This is a genomic window from Acidobacteriota bacterium, from assembly GCA_040752915.1.
In the GTDB taxonomy this organism is placed as follows: domain Bacteria; phylum Acidobacteriota; class UBA4820; order UBA4820; family DSQY01; genus JBFLVU01.
Map to the genome: position 1 here is coordinate 18,595 of JBFMHB010000023.1, position 24,625 is coordinate 43,219.

The following is a 24,625-nucleotide window of genomic DNA, read 5'->3' on the forward strand; positions in this document are numbered from 1 at the left end:
TCGAGCAGCCAGAATAGGGCTCCCGGAGGTTCCTGCGCAAGTGTGGACGGGGCGGGGGACGGCCCGTCCGCCAAGTGGCCCCATGACGGATGCGGGCAATGCGTGTGGAGGCACGGGCGTGAGGTACAATCTGCGGGCGAGGCTTTTTCGAGGGATCGTGCATGGACGTCTCTGCCGTTATCCGCTCCGCACCGTGGGTCCTCCTGGAGGGCGCCGTGGTGGAGCGCCTTCGGCGGGACCCGGCGGTACGGCTCGATTCTCACGTGGTGCACGCGGCGCTGGTTCTCTCCGAAGCGGGACGCCGCACCCTCCGCCGCATCTACGAGGAGTACCTGGACGTCGGCCGAATGGCGGGCGTCCCTCTTATCCTTCTCTCGCCCACCTGGCGGGCCAACTTCGAAAGGCTTCGTGCCGCGGGCCTGGAGGATTCCGACGTGAACGGGGAAGGAGTCCGATTCCTTCAGGATCTGCGCGGGGAGTGGGGTCCGTACGGGGAACGGGTGCTCGTTCTCGGCCTCATGGGAAGCCGGGGGGATTCGTATCGGCCCGAGGAGGGGCTTCCCGCCGCGGAGGCCGAGGTCTTCCATGGTCCCCAGGCGGAGGCCCTGGCCCGGGCGGGCGTCGACGGATTCCAGGCGGCCACCCAGTGCACCCTGCCCGAAGCCCTTGGCCTGTGCCGCGCCATGGCCCGAACGGGGCTTCCCTACCTGGCGAGCTACGTGGTGCGGCCCTCGGGCCACCTCCTCGACGGGACTCCGCTGGAGCAGGCGGTGGACCGGGTGGACCAGGAAACGTCCCCTCCGCCTCTCCTTCACATGCTGAACTGCGTCCACTCCCGCAACGCGGCCGCCGCTCTCTCGGCGGCGCGAGCCCGGGCGGGGTCCAACCGATGTCTGGACAGGATTCTGGGTATCCAGGCCAACACCTCGCCCTTGAGCCCGGAGGAACTGGATGGGAGGCCCGAGCTGGATGCCGAGGCCCCCGAGGCCTTTGGCGCCGGCCTGCTGGACCTTCACCGCCGGTTCGGTCTGCGCCTCCTGGGAGGCTGCTGCGGCTCCGACGCCCGGCACCTCCGCGCCCTGGTCCATGCCATGGGCGGTCCGGGACCGGGGTAGCCGATGGGATTGGCGTCCCTGGCCCTGTACCTGGCGGTCAACGTTCCCCTTTCCGCGCTCCTCCTCGCCCTCATCTGGCTGGCCGACCGGTACGAGCGGGAGCCCTGGTCCATTCTGCTCCTGTGCGCCGGATGGGGGGCCGTCCCCGCGATCCTGCTCTCCTGCGTGCTCGAAACGGCCGTGCAGGTTCCCCTCCAGGCCCTCGCGGGACCGCAAATGGGGGCCTTGCTCGGCACGGTCTTCCTGGCTCCGCCGGTGGAGGAGGCGGCCAAGGCGGCCGCCCTGCTCCTCGCCGTCTTGCTCTATCAAAAGGAATTCGACGACGTTTTGGACGGAATGGTGTACGGGGCCGCCGTCGGGGTGGGGTTCTCCTTCGTGGAGGACCTCTTCTATTTCGTCGGGGCCCTTTCCCAGGGTGGAGTGGAGCTGGGGGCCCTCGTCTTCGGCGTCCGGAACCTGGGCTTCATGCTCAACCACTCCCTTTTCACGGCGCTCACGGGAATCGGGTTCGGTCTGGGCCGGGTCTTCCACCGCAATCCCCTCGCGGTCCTTTTCTTTCCCCCCATGGGGCTGGCGGCGGCCGTCGGGCTTCACGCTCTCCACAACCTTTTGGCCTCCCTCGACCTCCCCGGAGTCGCGGCGGCCCTGTTCGTCCACTGGGTGGGCGGCGTCGGACTTCTCATGGTGGTCCCTCTTCTCTGGGCCGTGGAGAGGCGGTGGATCGTCAACCGGCTTCGACACGAGGTCCGGGAGAATCGGATTCCCCTCAAGGCCCTGGCGGTCCTCCCCTTCTCGGGCTACCGGGGCCCCCACATCCAGAAGGGCGCCGTTCAGCCCCTGAGAAGGGCCCTGGTGGAACTCGCCTTTGGGCGCAGGAGGCGGGAGGAGGGTTGGGGCCCTCGCGGGGAGGAGGACCTGGAACGCCTTCGTTCGGAAATCACAAGGCTTTGTCCGGGTCCTTGAGGGGCTGGCCGCCCTCCGGAGGATCGACCGGACGGTCTGCGTCCGCCAGCCCGAGTGGATCCTCGGGATACCCCCCGAGACGCTCGGCCCCCGCCTGGGTGATCAGATAGGTGTCTTCGATCCGAACGCCAAGGCCTCTGTACGCAGGATCCACCTCGGCGTCCGCCGGGATGTAGATTCCCGGTTCGATGGTCACGACCATCCCCGGGGCCAGCACCCCGGCATGGACATCGTGAACCTTGATTCCCACATGGTGGCCGATGCCGTGGCTGAAGTACGGCCCGAAGCCGGCCTTCTCGATGACGACTCGGGCGGCCTGGTCCACGCTCGCGTAGGGCGCGCCGGGACGGGCGGCGGAGGAGGCGGCGGCCTTGGCCTGGAGCACCGTTCGATAAAGCGCTTTCTGGGCGGGCGTGGCCTCCCCCACGGGAAAGGTCCGCGTCATGTCCGAAGCATACCCCTCCACCATGCAGCCGATGTCCAGGACCAGGAAGCCATCCCGGAGCTCCGCGTCGTTGTCCATGTAGTGGGGCCGGACGGCGTTGGGCCCGGACCCCACGACGGGCTCGAAGGCAAGCCCGGAGGCCCCCAGGCTCCGGAAGGTGGCCAGCACGGCCGCTTCCACCTCCGACTCGTTCGCACCCGGCCGGATGAGGGGCCGTGCGTTCTCCATCGCCTTGGCGGTGAGGGCCGACGCCCGTCGGATGCGGTCGATTTCCTGCGCGTCCTTCACCGTTCGCAGCCCGTGCACCTTCTTGGAGGGACTCGCCCCCACCCAGGGAAGGGCCAGACGGGCGGCCCAGCCGCCGCCCTCCGAGAGGATGGCCACGGGGTGGGCTTTCCCGAACAGGTAGTAGGAGTCCGCCGCGGAAAGGAGCAGCCCGGGACGGCCCAGCCCGCCCGATTTGCGGAGCGCGTCCATCCGCCCTGGATGGGCCTCGTCGGACCCCGGCGCCGGCGCGACCAGCGAAGGGGCCATGAACACGAGAAGCAGCATGCCGGCTCCCCACTTCAGAGCCTGCCGCCACTCGTGTCTCAGTCGCCGGGACCGGACCTCCGCCGATTCGGTCCAGGGGAGGGGCGCCGGGGCCAGCCACAAAAGGAGAAGCGCCTGCCAGGCCAGGGAAACCGCCGCGGCCGCGGCCAGAATCCAATACCCTTCCGCCCAGGGCGTCGCGGCCCCCAGAAGGATCGCGCCCAGGGTGGAGGCCTGGAGGACCTGGCCCGCCCTGGGAAGGAGCGCTCCGAGGAGGGCCCCCCCGGCCGCCAGGACGAGGAGGGGGATGGGTTTGGGGCGCAGCGTTCCCTGATTCAGGACATACGCCGCGTACGCCAGGGGCAGGGGCCAGAGAGCCAAGAGAGCCGACGCCAGACGGGGCAGGTGAAGGAAGACCCGCATCAGGACGGCGAGAAACAGGAAGGCGCCGGCCGCGGCGAGCAGGTAGGAAAGGGAGGAGAGGAAGAAATAGGACACCCCGCCGCCCACGATCAGGAAGAAGGCACCTGCGGACAACCTGGCCGCCTTACCCCCGGCCAGAAGGAGAACCAGGGCCAGGCCGCCCGCCAGGATGCGCAGAACGAGGACGAGGAGGGAAGGCTCGGGCGGCAGACCCACGGCCATTCCTTTGTAGGCCGACGCCGCCGCGGGTGAAACGGCGCCCCCCAGCGCCGCCCCCAGCCACACCAAGGCCCGGCTCCATCGAATCATCGCGTCCCCTCTCCCTCGACGCCGCGCACGATGCCGTACAGCCGGCAGTCCTCGTAGGCGCCCCATTTGAACACGTGGTCCCGGAGGGTTCCCTCGAACTCGAAGCCGGCCTTCAAGAGGACCCGCCCCGAGGACGGGTTCCGATCGAAGTGGTGCGCGTGAATCCGGTGCAGCCCAAGATCCTCGAAGCCGAACCGGACCACGGCCTTGACCGACTCCGTGGCGAATCCCCGGTTCCAGTGGGCGGTTCCGATCCAGTACCCCACCTCGGCCCGGTGGTGCTCCCGCTCCAAGTGCAGGCCGATGGCCCCCAGGAGCTCCCCCGTTTCCCGGAGGGTCACGGCGAACACGGCCGCCGTTCCCTGCTCCCACGCGTCCGTCTGGGTCCGGATGAAGGAGCGGGCGTCTTCGAGCGTGTACGGATGGGGGATGAGCAAGGTGGTGGAGGCGATTTCGCGGTCCGCGCACAGGCGGGCCAGGTGGGGGGCGTCATCCGGCGAAAAGGGTCGAAGGAGGAGGCGCTCCGTGGTCAGGACCGGACGATGATCCAAACGGACCTCCCTGGAAGGCCCCCTGGCCGAGAATCCGAGTCTATCTCACGAGAACTCGGCCGGAAAGCCCCCCAGGGTGGGCCGCGGCGGGGAGGAATGGATCCCCGCCCGCCGCGGCTTCCCGATGGTCTCAGCGGCGCAGCGCGTAGATTCGGTGCAGGGGGTTCTGAATGGGAAGGGGCTCCACGCTGGTGAAACCGGCCTCCCGAGCGAGTTCCTGGACGCCCTTGAGGCCGAGCTGCGTGCCCAGGCCTTCCCCGTGGCTGGCGAGGGAGACCGTGAGGCAGTGGAGGGGGCTCACGGCGGCGAAGGCTCGGCCCACGGGGTTCCGATTCTCGAGAGGCTGGTCGGAGGTGGCCGGTTCGGACCAGAGGTACACCCCATCGTCGGCGAGGGCGTCGTGCAGCGTGCGAAGGGTTTTCCTCGGATCGGCCATGTCGTGGATGCAGTCGAAGCTGCAGATCAGGTCGTACTTCTTGTTCTTCGGCAGTTCATGGGCGGGCGCCTGCATGAACTCCACATTGTCCACCCTCTGGGAGGACTTCAGCTTCTGGGCCCGCTGGATGCTCCGGGCGTCGTTGTCCACGCCCACCACCTTCGACTTGGGGTACGCCTTGGCGAGGGCCACGGAGGACTGGCCGGCCCCGCATCCCACATCGGCCACGAGGGCCCCCTTCTGGAGCTTCTCCGTCAGACCGGGCACCACGCCCACCCAGTCCCTGGCCAGGAAGTTGACGTAGGCCGGGCGGAAGAAGCGTTCGATGGCCTCGGGGATTTCCTCTCCGATCTCCGAGTAGGCGATGCCGCCTCCTTTCTTGAAGGCCTCGAGGATCTTCGGAACGTTGTAGATGGACGGCGTCGTGAAATGGAAGGCGCCACCCACGAAGGCGGGGCTGTCTTCCCTGGCGAGGACCTGGGCCTGCTCTTCGGTCATGTGGATGCGCCCCGACTTCGGGTCGTAGTCCAGGTAGTCCGCGGCCACCAGGGCCTTGGCCCACTCCCGGACGTACCGCTCGTTGAGGCCCATCTTCTGGGCCAGCTCCACGCTCGACATGGGGCCCTCCTGGGCCAGAACGCGAAAGAGGCCCAGGCGGTCTCCGATGTATCCCAGGGCCATGGTGAACGCGCCGCCCATGTCGTTCACGACGCGGAGGCTGAGGTCCTCCACCTTCTTGGTGTTGAGGGTTGGGGTAGGCATGGTGTGCTCCTTCTGGCTGGGGGCGCCCCTCCCGGGCGAGAGCGCCCTTTGAATTCAAAGCCGGACGGCCCTTTCCGGGGGGGGACCCGCCGGCGGCAGGCGTTGATGGCGGCCTTTCTCGCGGAAGGTCCGAGGCGCAGAAGGCGAATCCGCGGGCTCGTCCCGTTCCGTTCGGCCCCTCAAATGAAATGGGATGGAATCTTGCTCTGTACGGTGGAACGCCGAGGCGATGGAAGGATTCCCACTTGCCTCCCCCGGCCCGGTGGGAGGTGACCCGCGTCACAGATCGGCGCCGCGGCGGTAGCCCTTACCTCAGCTTCTGAAGGAACTCGTCCAGGATGGCGTTGAAGGCCGTGGGGTCGTCCATCATGATCCAGTGGCTCGTTCCCTGCACGATCCGGTACGGCAGGCCCGCCACGGCGTTATGGAGCGAAAAGGGCTTGGTGTTTTCCGGCGTGACAACGGTGAGCATGGGTCCGCGGTACCTTTCCAGGGCGGGGACGGGGTCGTAGAGACTCAGGCTCATGATCGCTGCACGGACCGCCTCGGGGGTCGTGGAGGCGAAGGTCTTCAGCACCTGGTCGCGCACCTCAGGCTTCGCCGGCGCCAGCATCTCGCCCAGCCAGACGGGCCAGTACGCATCGTAGGATTCACTCGAAAAACCCTCCAGCCAGGACTCCATGCTCGCCCGCGGAATCTGATTGAGGGCGCCCACGGGGTCGTCGAAGAGGAGCCCGGCCACGCGGCCGGGATGGTCGCCCGCATACGCCCCGACGACGGCCCCCCCCAGGCTGTGGCCCACGAGGACGAACCTCTTCAAACCGAGGGCGTTCGCCACGGCCTCCACGTCCTCCGCAAAGCCTTGGGGCGCGTAGGCGCCCCGCGGGTCGGGCGAGGGGTCCGACTCCCCGTGGCCCCTCAGGTCCAGCGCGATGGCGCGACGCGTTTTCCGGAGGTGCTCGAGCTGGGCCGCCCAGACCCGGCGGTCGCCTCCGAGCCCGTGGACGAAAACGACGGGGATCCCGCCCCGTCCCCCGTCCTCCACGCGAAGCCGGCCCTCCGGCCCCTGCACCCACAGCAGGCGGGGCGGTGCCCCGGGCGCCGGTGAGAGCCCCTCCCGGCCCACCGCGCCGCGGGGGGCGCAGGAGAAGAGCGTGAGGACGAGACAGACCGCCGCACCGGCCCACGCCGCCGCTTGTTCCCGAGATCCGCGCATCGATCGACCTCCACCCACAGCATACCTTGAAGCGTGATGAAAGGAAGCGGGGGCACGGCGAACCGTGCCCCCGCGCCTTGGGCCATCCGTTGCGACGGGATCAGGGCCTGGAGATGTCGGACCCGGCCGGCCTCGCCTTGTTGGGGTAGGGCGGGGGCGGAGGGACCTCCTGGGGGTTCTTGGTTACGAGGTCCATCAGGTATCCCAGCGCGGCGTCCAACTGGGCGTCCTTTCCCTTCAAGACCTCCCCGGGCAGGTTCTGCACCTCCACGTGGGGGTCCACGCCCCGTCCCTCGATGAGCCAGCGGCGGTCCAGCCCGTAAAGGCCGAACTGGGGAGGCGTGACGGTCCCACCGTCCACGAGGTCCTGGTGGGCCTCGATGCCGAAGGCGCCTCCCCAGGTCCTCATCCCGAAGATCTTGGCGAGTCCCTTGATCTTGACGGCTTCGGAGAAGAGTTCGCCGTCGCTGCCCGTGTCCTCGTTGATGAGGAGGGCGTAAGGGCCCCAGAACGCCGCCTCGGGGTTCAGGGAGGGCCTGCCTTCTCGGGGCTGGGTCACGGCCCAGACCTTTCGCTCCAGGTGATCGATGATCATGCCGCTGGTGAACCCGCCCCCGTTGTACCGGGCGTCCAGGAGGATGGCTTTCTTGTCGATCTGGGGATAGAAGTACCGCGCGAACTCGATGAGGCCGTCCTCCATCATGCCGGGGAGGTGCACGTACCCCACGGCCCCCCCGGAGGCCTTGTCCACATACGCCCGGTTGCGTTCCACCCACTCCCGGTAGCGCAGGGTCGCCTCGCTCCGAAGCGTCTTGACGCGGAAGGTGCGGGCGCCCTCCTTGGAGGGCCGGTCGTTCACCGTGAGGCGGACCGTCTTCCCCGCCTTGTTCTCGAAATACGCGTACAGGTTCGACGAGGGAGAGATCGTCTCCCCGTCCACGGCGATCAGGTATTGGCCCTCCCGGACAGGGAGGCCGGGCGCCCGGAGGGGCGACAGGTGGTCCGAGTCCCAGGGGTAGGAGGGGAGGATGTGGCGGATGACAGGGAACGCTCCGCCGTCGGACACTTCGAAATCGCATCCCAGAAGGCCGACGGTGGACCGCGGTCCCGAGTCCCCCAGGTCCCCACCGCTCACGTAGGTGTGGCCCGTGTTGAGTTCGGAGATCATCTCCCCGATGAGGTAGTTGAGGTCGGCCCGGTTTCCGCAGTTCGGAAGAAAGCGCCGGTACATGTCCCCCGTCTTCTTCCAGTCCAGGCCGTGGAGATTCGGGTCGTAGAACCAGTCGCGCTCGATGCGCCAGGCCTCGTCGAAGATCTGGCCGAACTCCGCCATCCGGTCCACCCGGACCTTCACGTCCGAAAGGTCCACGGCCTCATCGGGCTTGGCCTTCTGGCCGGTCCCCGACACGGAGAAGGTCCCCTTGGATCGAACCACCATCTTTTTCCGGTCCGCCGAAAGGTGGTAGTTCTCGACGCCCGAGGTCACGCTCTCGGCCTTCTTCTCGGAAAGATCGTAGGCCATGAGGTCACAGGACGTTTCGTTGGCGTCGGTGACGGTCTGGTACTTGAGGAACTCGGGCTCGGTCTTGGAAAGGAAGAGAAATCCCGACTCCGTGGCCTCGAGCCGGAAGTAGTTGCCGGGTTCCACTCCCTCGACGGGCAGGACGCGTTCGGCCAATCCGGCGAGGTCGATGGACGGCCCCGAGGGCATTCCCGGCTTGGCCTTCTCCTTGGAGTTCTTGTCCTTGGCCTCGGCGGAGGGCTCCGAGGCCTCGAACTCCGGACTGAAGGGAGACGGAGTTCCGGCCTTGAGGACGGCCAGGAAAGGCGAGGCCATGTTCAAGAAGACGTGGTCCTGGCCCACCGTCCCCATGACCGGATGAAAGGCCCGGTCCGAGAGGAAGTAGAGGTATTTCCCCCCCGGATCGAAGGAGGGGCTCCAGGAGTTGGCCATGCCGTCGGTCAGCGGTGTGGACTTGGCCGAGTCCAGGCTGTAGAGGTAGATGGCCTCGTACGTGTTTTCGAGCTTCTTGGTGTAGGCGATCCAGCGGGAATCGGGAGAGAAGGTGAAATCCTGGATGCCCCACCGTTCCCACCCATCGTCGTATTCGCCCCGGTCGATCACCGTGATCTTGCCCGTCGCCGCTTCCACGAGATTGAGTTTCATGAACTTGTCGGAGAAGAGGAGCCACTTGGAGTCGGGCGACCACGTCAGGCGCATCCGGAATCCGAGGCCGCCCGTGGTGAGGGGCTTCCAGGGCATGAGCCCCTCCGCGTCGGCGAGATAGACCTCCTCCTCGCCGGTCCGGTCCGAGAGGAAGGCCACGCGCGTTCCGTCCGGAGACCAGACGGGATCCTTCTCGCGCGAGCCGGAGGCGCGGGTCAGGTTCACGGGCTCTCCCCTCTTCTTGTCCACGGGGACGGACAGGATCTCCCCCCGGTATTCATACAGAAGCCGGGAGCCGTCGGGGCTCAGGCCGAAGGCGCCGTGGCCGGCTTTCGCGGCGACGAATTCGGAACGGATCGGAACGCGGTCGCTGGGGATCCGGATGTCGACCTTCCGGACGGCACCCGAGGCGAGATCCAGGAGGTGGAGGCTCTCGGCGTACTGGAAAACGATGGCGCCGGGCCCCGAGGAGGGGTACTTCACGTCGTAATCGGTGTAGTGGGTGAGCGCCCGGACCTCCCCCGTCCCCACGTCGTAGCGGAAGAGGTTCATGGTGCCGGCCTCCCGGTCGGACGCGAAGTAGATGGCCTGGCCTTCCCACATGGGGAAGTTGTCGATGCCTTTCCACGGAGCGATCACGCGGAAGTCGGCCTTCTCGAGGCTGCCCATCCAGATTTCCTGGGCGTCCCCGCCCTGGTGCCGCTTCCACGTGGCGTTTTCGTTGGAGAGCCGGCAGTAGGCCAGGCTCTTCCCGTCGGGGGAAAGGGCCGCGAGTCCGGCGCGGTCCACGGGGAGTTTTCTTTCGGTCCCGCCTTCCGCCGGAACGGCATACACCTGCTCTCCTCGGAAGGGATACTCCCTTCGGGAGCGGAAGAGGACCGAAGCCCCGTCCGGCGTCCATCCCAGAACCAGATCCGGGGCCGGATGGTAGGTGAGACGCACCGGCGGGCTCCCCGCCGCGTCCATCACGTACACGTCCACCCCGCCGTCGTACTGACCCGTGAACGCGATCCGCCTTCCGTCGGGGCTGAACTTCGCGTACCGCTCGGCGCCCTCGTCCCGGGTGAGACGGGAAGCGTCCCCCCCTCGAGTGGAGGCGGTCCACAGGTCGTCCTCGTAGGTGAACACCAGCCGGTCTTCATGCACGTCCGCCAGGCGCATGAGGTGGCTTTCACCCGTCTGCGCACCGGCCGCCATCCCCGCGGCCAACAGGAGCGCCGCGGCGTAAAGAGGATTTCTCATCGCCTACTCCTCCATCGGTTTCGTAAGGGTCCCTAGGTTTTCGTCGGGGATGCACCCACCCCCCGGTGCTTTACGGGCGCACGGCCCGCTTTGTTTCGGCCCCGGGTCTTGGCCGCGGGGGGACGGAGGAACTCGAACGGCCGGCCGCCATGAGGAGCGCCCCAGCCAGCAGGGAGGGCAACACCGTGAGGGAAAAAGCGAGGAAGAAGTCCCGGGCGTAGACGCCGGGTCGAAGCCCCACGCCGAGGGAGGCGAGGGAGGCGCCGAGGAGGAGGAGGACCCCCGTTTCGCGGGGCCACCGCACCCCCAGGAAAACGGCGAGAAGGAGGACCGCCGGGGCGCCCGCCAAGACAAGGGCATCGTAAAACCCGGAGGGGGGCACCACCGGGGCCGAAGGCCCCTTCTGCGCGATCCAGAGAGCCCAGCCCGCCGCGGCGACCGCCGCCGCCGTCAATCCCGCCGCCTTGGTCCCCGCCATGGTCCGCCTCTCCTGCTCGAGTGTACACGGGGGCCTTCTCGGAAGAAATGCGGGGCCGGCCAGGAAAGCCCTTGACAAGACGATTTCATGGTGATATCATTTTGATCGCACACAAGAGGAGACGCTGGCCATGTCGAACGAGAGACCGTATCTGCCGCAGTCGGGTTGGTTCATGGTGATTCTCGACGTTCTTCTGTTCGCCCTCACGCTTCCCGTCTTTCTCCGGGGCGTTTTCCTTCTGTCCCAGAACCAAACGGGTCCAGGGATCTCCCTGGTGATCGTCGCCATGATCCTCCTTTTCCTGGCCATTCTGGCCACCAAGGGCTTTCTGATCCTCCAGCCGAACGAGGCCGCCGTCATCGTCCTCTTCGGAGACTACAAGGGATCGGTCAAGCGCAACGGGTTCTTCTGGGTCAACCCCTTCGCCACCCAGAAGAAGATCTCCCTTCGCTTCCACAACCTCAATTCGGAGAAGTTGAAGGTGAACGACAGCGCGGCCAACCCCATCGAGATCGCCGCCGTCGTCGTCTGGAAGGTGGAGGACACCTTCGCGGCCTGCTTCCAGGTGGAACACTACGTGGAGTACGTGACGGTGCAGAGCGAATCGGCCCTGAGGCATCTGGCCAGCTCGTACCCCTACGACGCCTGGGAAGAGGAAGGGGCCGTCATTTCCCTGCGCGGCAACCTCGACGAGGTCTCGGGCGCCCTGGAGAAGGAACTCCAGGCCCGCCTGGACAAGGCGGGGGTGCGGGTGGTGGAGGCGCGCCTCAGCCACCTGGCCTACGCGCCGGAAATCGCCGAGGCCATGCTCAAGCGCCAGCAGGCCTCCGCCGTCATCGCCGCCCGCCAGAAGATCGTCGAGGGCGCCGTCGGAATGGTGCAGATGGCCCTTCACCGCCTGGGGGCGGAAGGGATCGTCCAGCTCGACGAGGAGCGCAAGGCCCAGATGGTCTCGAACCTTCTCGTGGTGCTGTGCGGGGAGCGGGAGGCCCATCCGGTGATCAACGCGGGCACGCTCTACTAGGAGGCCCCCGTGCCCAGGAAAGCCTTTCTGCTCCGGCTGAGCCCCGAACTCTGGGAGGAGGTGAACCGCTGGGCCTCCGACGAACTCCGGAGCGTGAACGGGCAGATCGAATACATTCTGAGACGAGCGGTGGAGGAGCGCCGAAGACGGCGCTCCGCCCCGCTGGAGGAGGGCCCCGGCGGGGAGGAGCGCCTTGCCCCGCCCCACCGGGAAGGTTAGAGTGGGCGGCGAGCCCGGCCGCCGGTGGCCCACCTCCGCCGGCCCCCTCTCGAGGAGCCCCCCATGCACTTCTTGCGCACCGTGATCCGTACCGCCCTTCTCCTGGCCCTCGCCGCCGTGGATCTTTCGGCCCAGAACGCCCCGTGCGAAACGTTCACCCTCTCCAACGGCCTCACCGTGATCCTCCACGAAGACCACCGGCTCCCCCAGGCCACCGTGAACCTCTGGTACGGAGTCGGCTCCAAGGACGAGGCCCAGGGCCGCACGGGATTTGCCCACCTTTTCGAACACCTCATGTTCATGGGCACCGGGCGGGCGCCGGGCAACCGCTTCGACGTGCTGATGGAAAACGGAGGCGGAGCCAACAACGCCTCCACCAGCAGCGACCGCACCAACTACTACTCGTGGGGGCCCTCCAGCCTCCTTCCCACCCTCCTCTGGCTGGAGGCGGATCGCATGGAGGGCCTGGGCAAGGCCATGACCCAGGAGAAACTGGACCTCCAGCGCAGCGTCGTGAGGAACGAGCGGCGCCAGAGCTACGAGAACGCCCCTTACGGCCGCGCCTTCCTCGCCGTGCCCGCAGCGCTGTACCCCGAAGGCCACCCCTACCGCCACCCGGTCATCGGAAGCCACGAGGACCTCGAGGCGGCCACCCTCCAGGACGTGAAGGACTTTTTCGCCACCTACTACGTTCCCTCCAACGCCACCCTCGTGGTGGCGGGCGACTTCGACCCCTCCGCCGTTCGAGACCTCGTGACCCGGCTCTTCGGAGCCGTTCCCGCCGCCCCGATCCCCCCACGGCTGACGGCGCCCGAGCCCGCCCTGAAGGGCGAGGTGCGGAGGCTCCTCCTGGACCAGGTGGAGTTTCCCCGTCTCTTCCTCGTCTGGCCCTCTCCGGCCGCCTACTCCGAAGGGGACGCCCCCATGGACCTCGCCGCCATGGCCCTGGGGGATGGGGCCGCCTCCCGCCTCCATCGCCGCCTGGTCCTCGACGAACGGATGGCCCAGGAGGTGAACGTGTACCAGGACTCGAGACGGCTTAACGGCGAGTTCACGGTAGACGTCATCGCCTCCCAGGGGGGCGATCTGGAGCGCATCAAACGAATCGTCCTGGAGGAGATCCACCTCCTCAAAAGGGAAGGCCCCTCGGAAGCCGAATTGAAGCGGGCCAAGGCGAAGATCGAGGCTCGTTTCCTGCGCCGGATGGAGAGCCTCCAGGAGCGCGCGGACCAGATCAACGCCTACCAGTGGGCCTTCGGAGACCCCGACTCCTTCCGCAGAGACCTCCGCCGGTGGCTGGATGTGTCGGGTGCGGAGGTTCGATTCTGGTGCGGGAAGGTGTTCGGGGAAGGGCGCCTGGACCTGAGGGTCCTTCCCGAGGGGACCGCCTCCGATCCCGCGGTCCTCGACGCCATGCCTCCGGCCTTTCCAGAGAAGGCCGTCCGGCTTCCCGTTCCGGTGGAGATGGACCTCGAGTGCGGCGCGCGCCTCTACGTCGTGCCTCGCCCTGGCACGGGGCTCGTTTCGGGCGCGGCGGTGGCAAGGGGCGGCGAGAGCCTCTTCCCGCCCACCCAGGCCGGCCTGGCCTCCCTGACCGCCACGCTCTTGACCTCGGGCGCGGGGGGCCGGGACGCGGCCGCGTTTGCGGATGCACTGGACGACCTGGGCGCCTCCGTCGAAGCCCGGTCTGCATGGAGGGATCTCACGGTCACGGTCGAGGGTCTCGCCAACCGCCTCGGCCCCACCCTCGACCTCTTTGCCGACGCCCTGCTTCGGCCCACGCTCGCCGACGCGGACTTCGAGCGGGAAAGGGCCCAGGCCCTGGATTCGGTGCGTGCGCGTCCCGAGAACCCCCAACGCGTGGCGAGCCTCGTGGCGAGGGCCGCCGTCTTCGGCCGCGAGGACCCGCGAGGAAGACCCCCGGAGGGCTTCGAGGAGACGCTCTTGGCCCTCTCTCCCGCCGATGCGCGGTCGGCTCACCGAAGCCTGATCCAGCCCTCCCGTTGCCGGTTTGTCTTCGCCGGGGACGTGGAGCCCTCCCTTTTGAAGGCCGAGCTGGACCGGCGTCTGGCGGGCTGGAAGGCTTCCTACGGACCCGCCCCAGACGACCCTCCCGCCGTGGAGGCCAAAGGGCGGCTGATCCTGGTGGACCGGCCCGGTGCCCCTCAGACGTATCTGCTGTGCATGAGGCCCACGGCTCCTCCCTCGAACGAGACGGACCGGGCGGCGCGGGCCTGCGCCACGACGGTGCTCGGGGGCACCTTCACGAGCCGGCTCATGCAGAACATCCGTGAGAAGCACGGCTTCTCCTACGGCGCCCGAAGCCTCCTCATCGAGGAGGGGGGCCAGGGATGGCTCCTGGCCTACTCGGCCGTGCAGACGGAAGTGACCGGCAAGGCCCTTGTGGAATTCCGGCGGGAATTCGACCGCCTGGCTTCGGGGGACGTGACGGAGGAGGAGGCGGCCAAGGCCGCGCGCTCTCTCCGATTCGACCTTCTCGCCGCGGCCGAAACGGCGGGAGGTCTCGCCGGTGCCCTGTCGGACGCTCTCTCGGCGGGGCGCCCGGTCAACGCCCTCCCCTCCGCGAACGCCGCGCTCGAAGCCCTCGAACCCGGAGCGGTGAATGTGGCCGCCCGATTGGGGTTGTTCGATTGGAACTCGCTGACGGTCGTTCTCGTGGGGGACCGGGCCGCCGTCCTGCCCCAGCTTCGGGAGGCCGGACTCCCCGAACCCGAATCCTGGGACCCCGAGGGGAAGCCCCTGACCCCCCGCACCCCATCCGGCCTTCCGAACGCGCGGTGAGAAACAGGAGAGGATAGAGATGACGAACTCCGTTGCAAGGACTTCCGTGGGGGTGCGAATCGGCCGACTTCAGGTGGGCGGAGGCGCCCCGGTGGTCATTCAATCCATGGCCAACACGGACACCGCCGACGCCGCGTCCACGGCCTCCCAGTGCCTGGATCTCATCCGCGCCGGATCCGAGATGGTCCGCGTCACGGTCAACACACCGGAGGCCGCCCGGGCCGTCCCCGAGATCAAGCAACGCCTCCTGGACGCCGGAGCCGATGCCCCTCTCATCGGAGATTTTCACTACAACGGACACCTCCTCCTCACCCAGTTCCCCGAGTGCGCTCAGGCCCTGGACAAATACCGCGTCAACCCGGGCAACGTGGGCCAGGGGAAGCGCCGCGACGAGCAGTTCTCCACGATCTGCCAGGTCGCCGCGGATCGGGGCAAGCCCATCCGCATCGGGGTCAACGCGGGTTCCCTCAACCAGGATCTCGTCCTGAGGAAGATGCAGGAAAACACGGACCGCGCGCTGGGGCGGACCTCGGAGCAAATCCTGGCCGAGTGCATGGTCCTTTCGGCCGTCGAGTCCACCGAACTCGCCCTCCGGTGCGGCCTGTCCAGGGACCGGATCATCCTTTCCTGCAAGACGAGCCGCCCCGAGGAGCTGGTCGCCTTGTACCGGGATCTCTCCCGGCGGACCGAGCAGCCTCTCCACCTCGGCCTCACGGAGGCGGGGATGGGGCTCAAGGGCCTCGTCTGGTCCGCGGCCCCAATGGCGATCCTGCTCTCGGAGGGAATCGGGGACACCATTCGAATCTCCCTCACGCCCCGGCCGGGCGGGGACCGCAGGGAGGAGGTCTACGCCTGCATCGAGCTCCTGCAGGCCCTGGGTCTCCGGCGCTTCGCGCCCACGATCACCTCATGCCCCGGTTGCGGGCGCACCACGAGCACGACCTTCCAGCGCCTCGCCGAGCGCGTGGATACCTACATCAAGGACCGCCTTCCCGTCTGGCGGAGGGACTATCCGGGCGTGGAGGCACTGACCGTCGCCGTCATGGGGTGCGTGGTGAACGGACCGGGGGAGTCGAAGGCCGCCCACATCGGCATCAGCCTTCCGGGCACCGGGGAAGCCCCCAAGTGCCCCGTGTACGTGGACGGCAAACCCTTCACGACCTTGCAGGGAACCTACGAGGAGCTCGCCACTGCCTTCCAGGACCTCTTGGAAGCCTACGTCACCAAGAGGTGGGGGTGAGTCGGAATCTCCCCCCCGGCCCCGAAAGAGGTCCGGCCGGTCTGTTGGACCGGCCGGCAAGGGTGGGAGGGAGGGGTGGGAAAGCAAGGAAGGGATAAGGCCGTTGGGCCTGGGTGTGCTCGAACTACCGGCGCCCCGGCTTGATGACCCGCACGACGGGGGACAACGCCGTCTTGCCGTCGGACAGCGTGGCCGCCACCTGAAGGTACGGCCCCGTGGACCCGGCCAGGGACTCCAGGTAGACGAAGGGGCCGGCGCCGCCGTTGGGCGAGCGGGGTCCCGTGGCGGCCTTGAAGGGGCCGGCCGCGGACCGTGCGCTCAGGACGGTGTAGAACTTCACGTCCGACTCCGAGCGGGTGACCCACTTGACCTGAACGCTCGAACCGAAGGCCGAGGCCGACACTTGGTCGAAGGTCGGCGCCGAGGCGGGAAGGGCTTTGAGCACGGCGGCTCCGCCCACGAACTCCGTCTCCGTCAGTTCCGTCTTGCCCACGCCGGGCTTGCCTCCGTCGAACACGAGGCTGAAAGCCACGTAAGTGTTGAGCCCGGTGGAGCGCGGGAGCTGGACGACGGCCTTGCCCGGATCGCCGCCGGTCACGGCGAAGTCCAGGTAGGCGGCCAGGGGCCAGTCCGCCGACTGGGTGGACTCGGGCGCGGAAACGGACTGGTAGTAGCGAACCGCGATGCCCGACACCAGGGGCGTCGTGGGCCTTACGTCATAGAAGCCCATCAGGTCACGCATCGTCGTCCAGGAGAGGTACACGGTCTGAACATCACCGGTGGAGGGACCCTCCGCGACGGTCGGCACGGGGATGGACTTGGGAAGGGTGGTGTTGGGGCCGTAGTACCCATCCCCGTTCGTCACCTGGTCGAAGTCCCAGGACTCGTAGTACTCGTTGAAGGAGGCGCTGGTCAGAAGGTACTGGCCCTGGCCATTGTTCGCGATCGAATACAGGAATACGGTGCGGTCCTTGGGAGAAGGGCAGCCTTCCAGGCCGGGAACCCAGTCCCACGAGGTCCAGATGTAGTAGCTGTTGGTTCCCCAGGGGAAGGCCTGGAAATGGGTGGGCAGGCTCCCCGAGTGGTAGGTCTCGGCGGCGCCCTGGATCCAGAATTTGGTCCGGATGGTTCCGGCGCCGCTCCCGTCGTCCAGGGTGCCCGCGATGTCGAGCTGGCCTCCGCTGATGGGGTTGAGGACCGCGTAGTTCTGGGAGCACTGGGCGAGCACCGGAGCCGAGAAGGCCGTGAGGACCAGGGTGAGTGCCATCATCGTCAGATAAGTGATTGTGCGTTTCATTGGACTACCCTCCTTCGCCGTACGCTCTCCTCTTTGCAGGGGGTGTGCCAAGGCACTTCCACGGCATGACTCGTCCTGGTTTCCGCCATATTCCACCGTACCAAACGGCCCAACGCCCTGGACCCGAGACCCGCGAATCCCCTCCAAGGCATTCTCACTTTTGAGATGAGATCGGGCTCAGTCTTGAGACGGAACGGTCGGCCGGGGTGGTAAGATCGATCTCCTCCCGCGCCTCCGGCTTGGGGACCCATCCGGCGCTCACAGAGGAGTCCGAAAGCATGGTCAGGATTCTCGCGCTCGCCGCCCTCCTGCTCTGGAGCCTCCTGCCCCGGACCGCCGCCGCCCACGGCGGACCCCTTCCCCTGATCGTGGATACGGACCTGGCCGCCGACGATGTCCGCGCCCTGGCCTTTCTTCTCGCAAGCCCAGCCGTCCGCGTCGAGGCGGTGGTGACCTCGGGCGAAGGGAGGTCCCCAGAAATTTCCGCCCACAGGATCCTTCAGATCCTCGAGCACCTGGACAGGTCGGGAATCCCCGTGGGAGCGGGAAACCCGGTGGACGGACCTCCCCCTCCGTGGAGGACCGTCGTGGACTCCCTGGCCTGGCCCTCCCTCGCCCCGGCCCGCGGAGTCCCCGAGCGCGCCGCGGACGTCCTGGCCCGGTCGCTCTCCGGATCGGAACACGGGGTGACCTACCTCTGTCTTGGACCCACAACCAACCTCGCCGCCCTGTTGCGGGACGAGCCGATCCTGTGCCGGCGGATTCGCGAGGTCTGGTTCTACGGATCGGCGCCCGGACGGGACGAGGCCTGCTGGAATCGGGACGCCGACCTCGAGGCGGCCCGACGCGTCTTCGCCTCGGACCTCCCCATCCGAACGATCCGACTCGAGGAGGACGAGACCTTCCCCTTCGATGAGGGGCTTCTGACAGGCCTGGAGCGCGCTTCGACGCCTTCGGCCCGGCTCCTGGCGACCCTCTTTGGGGCCCCGGGCCCGCGGGAGAAGGTCAGGCAGGGCCACTTTCGCTCCTGGGACGAGGCGGTGGCCCTGTGCGCCGCCCATCCGGACCTGGCCGCCTTCGCCCCGACGCAAACGGGGACGGGCCGAACCCTCCTCCGGTGGGACCGCGATGCCGGCAGGGCCCTTTGGCTCCAGGTGGTCGCAGGGGACGGAAGAAAACGGATGTCTGAAACGTCCCCCGTCGGCCTGTCGGCCTTTCCCGCCTCGCCGGATCAGTTCCGCCCCGACCTCAAAGGGTCTGTCCCGCGGATCCTCGCCCGCCACGGAGGCGAGGAGTGGAGGGCGGCCGTCCTGACGAACGAGCTCCACGGCCACGTCGGCACGTACTCCCTCGTGGGGGTCAAGATGGGAATTCTCGCCCGGGAGCGCCTCGGCGCGGCCCTGGACGAGGTGGAGGTCCTGAGTTTCGCGGGCGATTCACCCCCTTTGAGCTGTATGAACGACGGCCTCCAGGTCTCCACGGGAGCCACATTGGGACGGGGCACGATTCGGGTGGACGGTGGAGGCGGGGCGCGGCCCGAGGCCGAGTTCATCCGGGGCGGCGAGCGCTTGCGCCTGCGCCTGAAGGAGTCGGTGCGCCTCCGCATCGACTCGGACATTCGCGAGGCCCTCCGCCGGTACGGAAACCTTACCCCCGAGTACTTCCGTGAAATCCGTCGCCTGTCCATCCTCCACTGGGAGGAGCTGGATCGGGCGGAGATTTTCGAGGAGGTGCCCGCCCAGTGACCGGACTCCACCAATCCGAAAGCGGCGATCATGATTCAGTTTTCTGATTACCTGGCCCAGGAGTGGAAGCCCGCCCTGGGTTGCACGGAACCGGCGGCCATCGCCTACGCGGCTTCCCTGGCGGCGGCCCAGGGCGAAGGTCCGGTCCGGGCGGTCCACCTGAGGTGCGACCCGCGAATCTATAAGAACTGCTACGCCGTGGGCATCCCCAATTCGGAGAAAAAGGTGGGCATTCGCTGGGCCCTGGCCCTCGGAAGCCTCCTTCCGGATCCCTCCGCCGGGCTCCAGGTGTTCCGTCAGATCGACGAAGGAGCCCTCCGCGAAGCGGGCAGGCTCCTTAGCGAGAATGCCGTCTCCGTGGAAGTGGATCCCTCCCGCCCCGAGCTCCTGGTGGACTGCACCGTGGTCCGGTCGGAGGGAATGGGGAGAGCGGTCCTCGAAAGGGACCACACCCGCCTCACCCGGCTTGAAAAGAACGGGAAGCCCTGCGATCCGACCCGTGGAGGACCCTCCGCCCCGTCCCGGGAGGAGGCGGTGCGCGCCCCCTCCCTTCGCGAGGCCCTGGCCCGCCTTTCCTTTGAAGAACTCCTTCAAATGGCTCGGGACATCCGGGCCTCGGACCGGCAGTCCTTGAGAGAGGGAGCGGAGATGAACCTGGCCATCGCGCGCCACGGCCTCACGCTCTTTCCCCGTCCCTTCATGGACCTCATCGGGATGGACCCTCTCACCCGCATCAGCCGCCTGGTCTGCGCCGGCGTGTACGCGCGCATGTGCGGAGAGGATTTCCCGGTCATGTCTCTGGCCGGGTCGGGCAACAAGGGGATCGTTACGGCCGTTCCCCTGACCCTCTGGGCCCGGGAAACGGGGGCCGACCCCTCCCGGGCGGAGGAGGCCCTCGCCCTGGCCTGTCTCGTCACGTCGGCCACGACCTTCCACCTGGGCACCCTCTCGGCCGCGTGCGGCTGCTCCAACGCCGCGGGGGTGGGCCTCGCCGTGGGGCTGGTGAGCCTCCAGGGCGGAGGGCCGGGGGACCTTTCACTCGCCGTGAACAATGTTGTGGGAAACGTGACGGGCATGATCTGCGACGGGGCCAAGATGGGGTGCGCGCTCAAGACCATGACGTCCGTGGACGCGGCCTTCCGCGCCGCATCGCTGGCCATGAGCGGCATCGGCATCCCCTCCACGGACGGCATCGTCGGAAGGGACGGCGCCCAGTCCCTCGCTCACCTGGGCCGCATCGCGGGCCCCGGCATGGCAGCCATGGACGCCCAGATCCTGGAAATCATGCAAGCCAAATTGCGCCGCGAGGACTCTTAGCAGGATCACGACTCGGGCCCGAGCCGATGGGCTTGTTTTCCTCCGAGGGGGTCGCTACATTTGGAATAAATACGATAATAATTTTAGTTATCGTATTTTGGTAGGAGAAGGCCCATGCCACGTCCCTTCAAGTACCGGGAGGCCATCCTGTCCCTTCTCAAGGAGAACCCGATCCACCCCACCGTGGATTGGATTCACACGCGCCTGCGTCAGGCGCACTCCCGGGTCAGCCTGGCCACCGTGTATCGGACCCTTCGGACCCTCGTGGCGGAGGGACTCCTTTGCGAACTGCCCTTCGGGTCCAGCGAAGCGAGGTTCGGGCTCGTCCGAGAGGAACGGCACTACCACTTCCTGTGCGACGCCTGCCGGCGGATTTACGACCTTCCCCTCCCCCACGATCCCCGCCTCGAACAGGCGGTCCGCCGGGCCACGGGGCACGAGGTGAACCGCCACACGGTGGAGTTCTACGGCCGATGCCGGGAATGCCTCGGCGAGGCCGGTCCACCTCCCCCCATCGGGAAGCAACCGCCGAAGGGCGCCGGCATGAGGCGGGGGTCCCCGATCGAAACCAGTCGAAAGGAGCGAAAGCCATGAGCGACGAAAGCAAGTGCCCGGTGACGGGCGGAAGATCCTTTCAAGGAGCCGGCGGAGGAACGTCGAACCGGGACTGGTGGCCCAACCAGCTGCGGCTCGAAATCCTGCACCAGCACTCCTCCAAGTCCAACCCCCTCGGCGAGGCGTTCGACTACGCCAAGGAGTTCAGCCGCCTCGACCTGGCGGCCGTGAAAAAGGACCTCACGGCCCTGATGACCGACTCCCAGGACTGGTGGCCCGCGGACTATGGCCACTACGGAGGGCTCTTCATCCGCATGGCGTGGCACAGCGCGGGCACCTACCGCGTGAGCGACGGCCGCGGAGGCGGCGGGCGCGGCCAGCAGCGCTTCGCCCCCCTCAACAGCTGGCCCGACAACGTCAACCTCGACAAGGCCCGCCGGCTGCTCTGGCCCATCAAGAAGAAGTACGGCCGCAAGATCTCCTGGGCCGACCTGATGATCCTCGCGGGCAACGTGGCGTTGGAATCCATGGGCTTCAAGACCTTCGGCTTCGGCGGGGGGCGCGAGGATGTCTGGGAGCCGGACCAGGACGTCTACTGGGGCGCCGAGACCACCTGGCTGGGCGACAAGCGCTATTCCGGCGAGCGAGACCTCGAGAACCCTCTGGCCGCTGTGCAGATGGGCCTGATCTACGTGAACCCCGAAGGCCCCAACGGGAATCCGGACCCGGTGGCTTCCGGTCGGGATGTGAGGGAGACCTTCGCGCGTATGGCCATGAATGACGAGGAGACCGTCGCCCTCGTCGCCGGCGGGCACACCTTCGGCAAGTGCCACGGCGCCGGGCCCGCCTCCCATGTGGGACCCGAGCCGGAAGCGGCCCCCCTGGAGGAGCAGGGCCTCGGCTGGAAGAGCCGATTCAAGAGCGGCAAGGGCGGGGACACGATCTCCAGCGGGATCGAGGGCGCCTGGAAGCCTAACCCGACCCGCTGGGACATGGGGTACTTGAAGGTGCTCTTCAAGTACGAGTGGGATCTGGTCAAGAGCCCGGCCGGGGCGCACCAGTGGGTGGCCAAGGACGTGGCCGAGGAGGACATGGTGGCCGACGCCCACGACCCCACCAAGAAACACCGGCCCATCATGACCACGGCCGACCTCTCCCTCCGCTTCGACCCTATCTACGAGAAGATCGCCCGCCGGTACCTGGAGAACCCGGACGAGTTCGCGGACGCCTTCGCCCGGGCGTGGTTCAAGCTGACCCACCGCGACATGGGGCCGCGCTCCCGCTACCTGGGGCCGGAAGTGCCACAGGAAGAACTGATCTGGCAGGACCCCGTTCCCGCCGTGGATCACGAACTGGTCGGTGAAAAGGAGGTGGCCTCCCTCAAGGGCAAGATCCTGGCTTCGGGCCTCTCCGTCTCGGAGCTGGTCTTTACCGCCTGGGCGTCGGCGTCCACCTTCCGCGGCTCCGACAAGCGCGGCGGCGCCAACGGCGCCCGCATCCGCCTCGCCCCCCAGAAGGACTGGGAGGTCAACCAGCCCGATCGGCTGGCGAAGGTCCTGAAGACCCTCGCCACGATCCAGGGCGAGTTCAACGGTGCGCGGTCGGACGGAAAGAAGGTCTCCCTCGCCGACCTGATCGTGCTGGCTGGCGGCGCCGCCGTCGAGAAGGCGGCGAAGGACGCCGGCTTCGACGTGAGGGTGCCCTTCTCGCCGGGGCGCACGGACGCCTCGCAGGAACAGACCGACGCGGCCTCCTTCGCCGTGCTCGAGCCGGTGGCGGACGGTTTCCGCAACTACCTCAGGGGGCCGCACGGCGCGACGGCGGAACACCTGCTTGTGGACAAGGCCCAGCTCCTGACGCTGACGGCGCCCGAGATGACGGTGCTCGTGGGCGGCCTGCGCGTCCTGGGCGCCAACTTCGGTGGTTCCCCGCACGGGGTCTTCACGAAGCGGCCGGGAACGCTCACCAACGACTTCTTCGTGAACCTGCTGGACATGGGCACCGAGTGGAAAGCCGTCTCGGAGTCGGGCGACCTGTTCGAAGGGCGCGACCGAAAGACGGGCGAGCGGAGGTGGACCGCCACGCGGGTCGACCTCGTCTTCGGCTCCAACTCCCAGCTCAGGGCCCTGGCGGAAGTTTATGCCTGCGAAGACGGGAAGGAGAAGTTCGTGCGCGACTTTGCGGCGGCGTGGGCCAAGGTCATGAACCTGGACCGCTTCGACCTGCGCAGGTCGCAGCGGGGAGGAGTCTGATGGGCACGCGAGGACGAGAGATCATCGGAATGGACGTGGAGAAGCTCCTGGACCTGCTGAACCGGGCCTACGCCAGCGAGTGGCTCGCCTACTACCAGTACTGGCTCGGCGCGAAGGTCATCAAAGGTCCCATGAAGGACGCCGTGGCGGCGGAGCTGAACCTCCACGCCACGGAAGAACTCGCGCACGCGGTCCTCCTGGCGGACCGGATCCTCCAGCTCGGGGGTACGCCGGTCCTGGCTCCCGAGGGATGGGCCCGCCTCAGCCCCTGCACCTACGATCCGCCTGAAGATCCTTACGTCGCCGTCCTGCTCGACCAGAACATCGCCGGCGAGCAGTGCGCGATCACAACGTACAAGGAACTGATGGACGCGACGCGGGAGGCCGATCCGGTCACCTACAACGTGGCCCTGTCCATTCTCCAGCAGGAGGTGGAACACGAGGAGGACCTCCAGAGCCTGCGGGAGGATCTCGACTTGATGGCCCAGAGGAGCGTCCGGTAAGGGGGCGTTCCCAAGGAGCAGCGGACTCGAAAGGAGGTGCCATGCCCCAGAAGAAAGCGGAGGGGTGCGTCTCTTCGGCCGCGGGACCCGCGGTCCGGAAGCCCGAAACCGAGGGGGCCCAGGCGGCTCCCCCCATGCGCCGTGAGGAGGGTGCCCGAATACACGTGAGCGTCGGCAAGGAAGCCCCGGATTTCGAGGCCTCCGCGTACCACGAGGGCGGGTTCAAAAACGTCCGGCTGTCGGATTTCCGGGGGAAGTGGGTCTTCCTCTGCTTCTACCCGGGCGACTTCACCTTCGTCTGACCCACCGAATTGTCGGCGGTCGCCGACAAGGCCGGTGAGTTCAAGAAGCTGGGCGTCCAGGTCCTGTCGTGCAGCACGGACAGCCGGTTCGTCCACAAGATCTGGCAGGAGCAGGAACTGTCCAAGATGGTGAAGGGGGGGTTCCCCTTTCCCATGCTCTCCGACGCGGGGGGAAAGATCGGTTCGGTTTACGGCGTTTACGACGAGGCCGCCGGCGTCGATGTCCGGGGCCGGTTCATCATCGATCCCGACGGGGTCGTCCAGGCCATCGAGATCCTCACGCCGCCCGTGGGCCGAAAGGTCTCCGAGTCCATCCGCCAAGTGAAGGCCTTCCAGCACGTTCGGAAAACGAAGGGGGCGGAGGTGTGCCCCGCCGGGTGGGAGCCGGGGCAACCCACCTTGAAGGTCAGCCCGAATCTCGCCGGAAACGTGTGGAAGGTCTGGAAACCCAACGAATAGGACCGCATCTCCGCCAAGGCGGGACCACCCTGGGGGCCCCTTCTTGGAGGGGCCTCCCCCTCTATTTGGACGTCTCCTCGCGGACCCCTTCCCCCTCCCGAATCTCCGCGGCAGACCGGGACGGCCCTTCGAATCCCTCTCCAAGACCGTTCTGTGCGGGATGCCTTCGAAGAAGCCCTTTGGCGGAGGACCCCTTGGAGGTTGGATTCCTTTCGAGCCCCGCTAGGAGCCTCGCTCGCGTCGGAGTCCGCTCGCTGCGTTCCAAGCGGGGC

Annotated in this window: 19 protein-coding genes; 12 read left to right on the forward strand and 7 right to left on the reverse strand. The window is 67.6% G+C overall.

The genetic code is table 11. The features are described from left to right. Positions 1-161 precede the first annotated feature (161 nt). Together AB1824_06100 and AB1824_06105 are read left to right on the forward strand one after the other, a co-directional pair. Positions 162-1,115, forward strand: coding sequence for a homocysteine S-methyltransferase family protein (locus AB1824_06100; protein ID MEW5764532.1), 954 nt, complete (start codon positions 162-164; stop codon positions 1,113-1,115). A 3-nt stretch (positions 1,116-1,118) separates the two neighbouring features. Then, positions 1,119-2,078, forward strand: a complete 960-nt coding sequence (locus AB1824_06105) for a PrsW family intramembrane metalloprotease (protein ID MEW5764533.1) — start codon at positions 1,119-1,121, stop codon at positions 2,076-2,078. On the opposite strand, the gene AB1824_06110 is transcribed toward AB1824_06105, so the two are convergent. From AB1824_06110 to AB1824_06135, 6 genes are all read right to left on the reverse strand, one after another. Further along, on the reverse strand, positions 2,053-3,786 hold the full coding sequence (locus tag AB1824_06110; protein ID MEW5764534.1) for a Xaa-Pro peptidase family protein: 1,734 nt from the start codon (positions 3,784-3,786) through the stop codon (positions 2,053-2,055). The genes AB1824_06105 and AB1824_06110 overlap by 26 nt on opposite strands. Then, positions 3,783-4,337: a GNAT family N-acetyltransferase gene (locus tag AB1824_06115; GenBank protein ID MEW5764535.1), complete on the reverse strand. Its 555-nt coding sequence runs from the start codon at positions 4,335-4,337 to the stop codon at positions 3,783-3,785. Before AB1824_06115 ends, AB1824_06110 begins: the two co-directional genes overlap by 4 nt. A gap of 130 nt (positions 4,338-4,467) precedes the next feature. Continuing rightward, complete coding sequence (locus tag AB1824_06120; protein MEW5764536.1) at positions 4,468-5,535, reverse strand: methyltransferase domain-containing protein; 1,068 nt, start codon at positions 5,533-5,535, stop codon at positions 4,468-4,470. A 307-nt stretch (positions 5,536-5,842) separates the two neighbouring features. Continuing rightward, the gene (locus tag AB1824_06125) at positions 5,843-6,751 is read right to left on the reverse strand and encodes an alpha/beta hydrolase (GenBank protein MEW5764537.1); all 909 of its coding nucleotides are present in this window, start codon (positions 6,749-6,751) and stop codon (positions 5,843-5,845) included. Positions 6,752-6,851: 100 nt separating this feature from the next. Further along, positions 6,852-10,160 carry a PDZ domain-containing protein gene (locus AB1824_06130; GenBank protein MEW5764538.1) on the reverse strand — a complete coding sequence of 1,103 codons (3,309 nt, stop codon included), beginning with the start codon at positions 10,158-10,160 and terminating at the stop codon, positions 6,852-6,854. 70 nt (positions 10,161-10,230) lie between these two features. Further along, the gene (locus AB1824_06135; protein MEW5764539.1) at positions 10,231-10,638 is read right to left on the reverse strand and encodes a hypothetical protein; all 408 of its coding nucleotides are present in this window, start codon (positions 10,636-10,638) and stop codon (positions 10,231-10,233) included. A gap of 130 nt (positions 10,639-10,768) precedes the next feature. Between AB1824_06135 and AB1824_06140 the strand changes: the two genes are divergently transcribed. The 4 genes from AB1824_06140 to ispG all read left to right on the forward strand — a co-directional run bounded on the left by AB1824_06140 (position 10,769) and on the right by ispG (position 15,923). Then, entirely contained in the window at positions 10,769-11,662 is an 894-nt protein-coding gene (locus AB1824_06140; GenBank protein ID MEW5764540.1) for an SPFH domain-containing protein, read from the forward strand. A 9-nt stretch (positions 11,663-11,671) separates the two neighbouring features. Beyond that, positions 11,672-11,881, forward strand: a complete 210-nt coding sequence (locus AB1824_06145) for an Arc family DNA binding domain-containing protein (protein ID MEW5764541.1) — start codon at positions 11,672-11,674, stop codon at positions 11,879-11,881. A gap of 63 nt (positions 11,882-11,944) precedes the next feature. Next, on the forward strand, positions 11,945-14,683 hold the full coding sequence (locus AB1824_06150) for a pitrilysin family protein (GenBank protein ID MEW5764542.1): 2,739 nt from the start codon (positions 11,945-11,947) through the stop codon (positions 14,681-14,683). 19 nt (positions 14,684-14,702) lie between these two features. Beyond that, positions 14,703-15,923 carry a flavodoxin-dependent (E)-4-hydroxy-3-methylbut-2-enyl-diphosphate synthase gene (gene ispG / locus AB1824_06155; GenBank protein MEW5764543.1) on the forward strand — a complete coding sequence of 407 codons (1,221 nt, stop codon included), beginning with the start codon at positions 14,703-14,705 and terminating at the stop codon, positions 15,921-15,923. Positions 15,924-16,047: 124 nt separating this feature from the next. Here ispG and AB1824_06160 read toward each other — a convergent pair whose 3' ends face one another. After that, positions 16,048-17,220 (reverse strand): hypothetical protein, encoded by a 1,173-nt coding sequence (locus tag AB1824_06160; protein MEW5764544.1) that lies wholly within the window; start codon positions 17,218-17,220, stop codon positions 16,048-16,050. A gap of 278 nt (positions 17,221-17,498) precedes the next feature. Between AB1824_06160 and AB1824_06165 the strand changes: the two genes are divergently transcribed. The 6 genes from AB1824_06165 (at position 17,499) to prxU (ending at position 24,353) form a co-directional block, all read left to right on the forward strand. Then, a complete protein-coding gene (locus AB1824_06165; GenBank protein MEW5764545.1) occupies positions 17,499-18,965 on the forward strand; it encodes a nucleoside hydrolase in 1,467 nt (488 codons plus the stop codon). Positions 18,966-18,995: 30 nt separating this feature from the next. Then, positions 18,996-20,282, forward strand: a complete 1,287-nt coding sequence (locus AB1824_06170) for an L-serine ammonia-lyase, iron-sulfur-dependent, subunit alpha (GenBank protein MEW5764546.1) — start codon at positions 18,996-18,998, stop codon at positions 20,280-20,282. A 114-nt stretch (positions 20,283-20,396) separates the two neighbouring features. Next, positions 20,397-20,876: a transcriptional repressor gene (locus AB1824_06175; protein ID MEW5764547.1), complete on the forward strand. Its 480-nt coding sequence runs from the start codon at positions 20,397-20,399 to the stop codon at positions 20,874-20,876. Continuing rightward, the gene (gene katG, locus AB1824_06180) at positions 20,873-23,089 is read left to right on the forward strand and encodes a catalase/peroxidase HPI (protein ID MEW5764548.1); all 2,217 of its coding nucleotides are present in this window, start codon (positions 20,873-20,875) and stop codon (positions 23,087-23,089) included. Before AB1824_06175 ends, katG begins: the two co-directional genes overlap by 4 nt. Further along, positions 23,089-23,592, forward strand: coding sequence for a ferritin-like domain-containing protein (locus AB1824_06185; protein MEW5764549.1), 504 nt, complete (start codon positions 23,089-23,091; stop codon positions 23,590-23,592). Before katG ends, AB1824_06185 begins: the two co-directional genes overlap by 1 nt. Positions 23,593-23,633: 41 nt before the next feature. Beyond that, positions 23,634-24,353, forward strand: a complete 720-nt coding sequence (gene prxU / locus AB1824_06190) for a thioredoxin-dependent peroxiredoxin (protein ID MEW5764550.1) — start codon at positions 23,634-23,636, stop codon at positions 24,351-24,353. Positions 24,354-24,625: the final 272 nt, after the last annotated feature.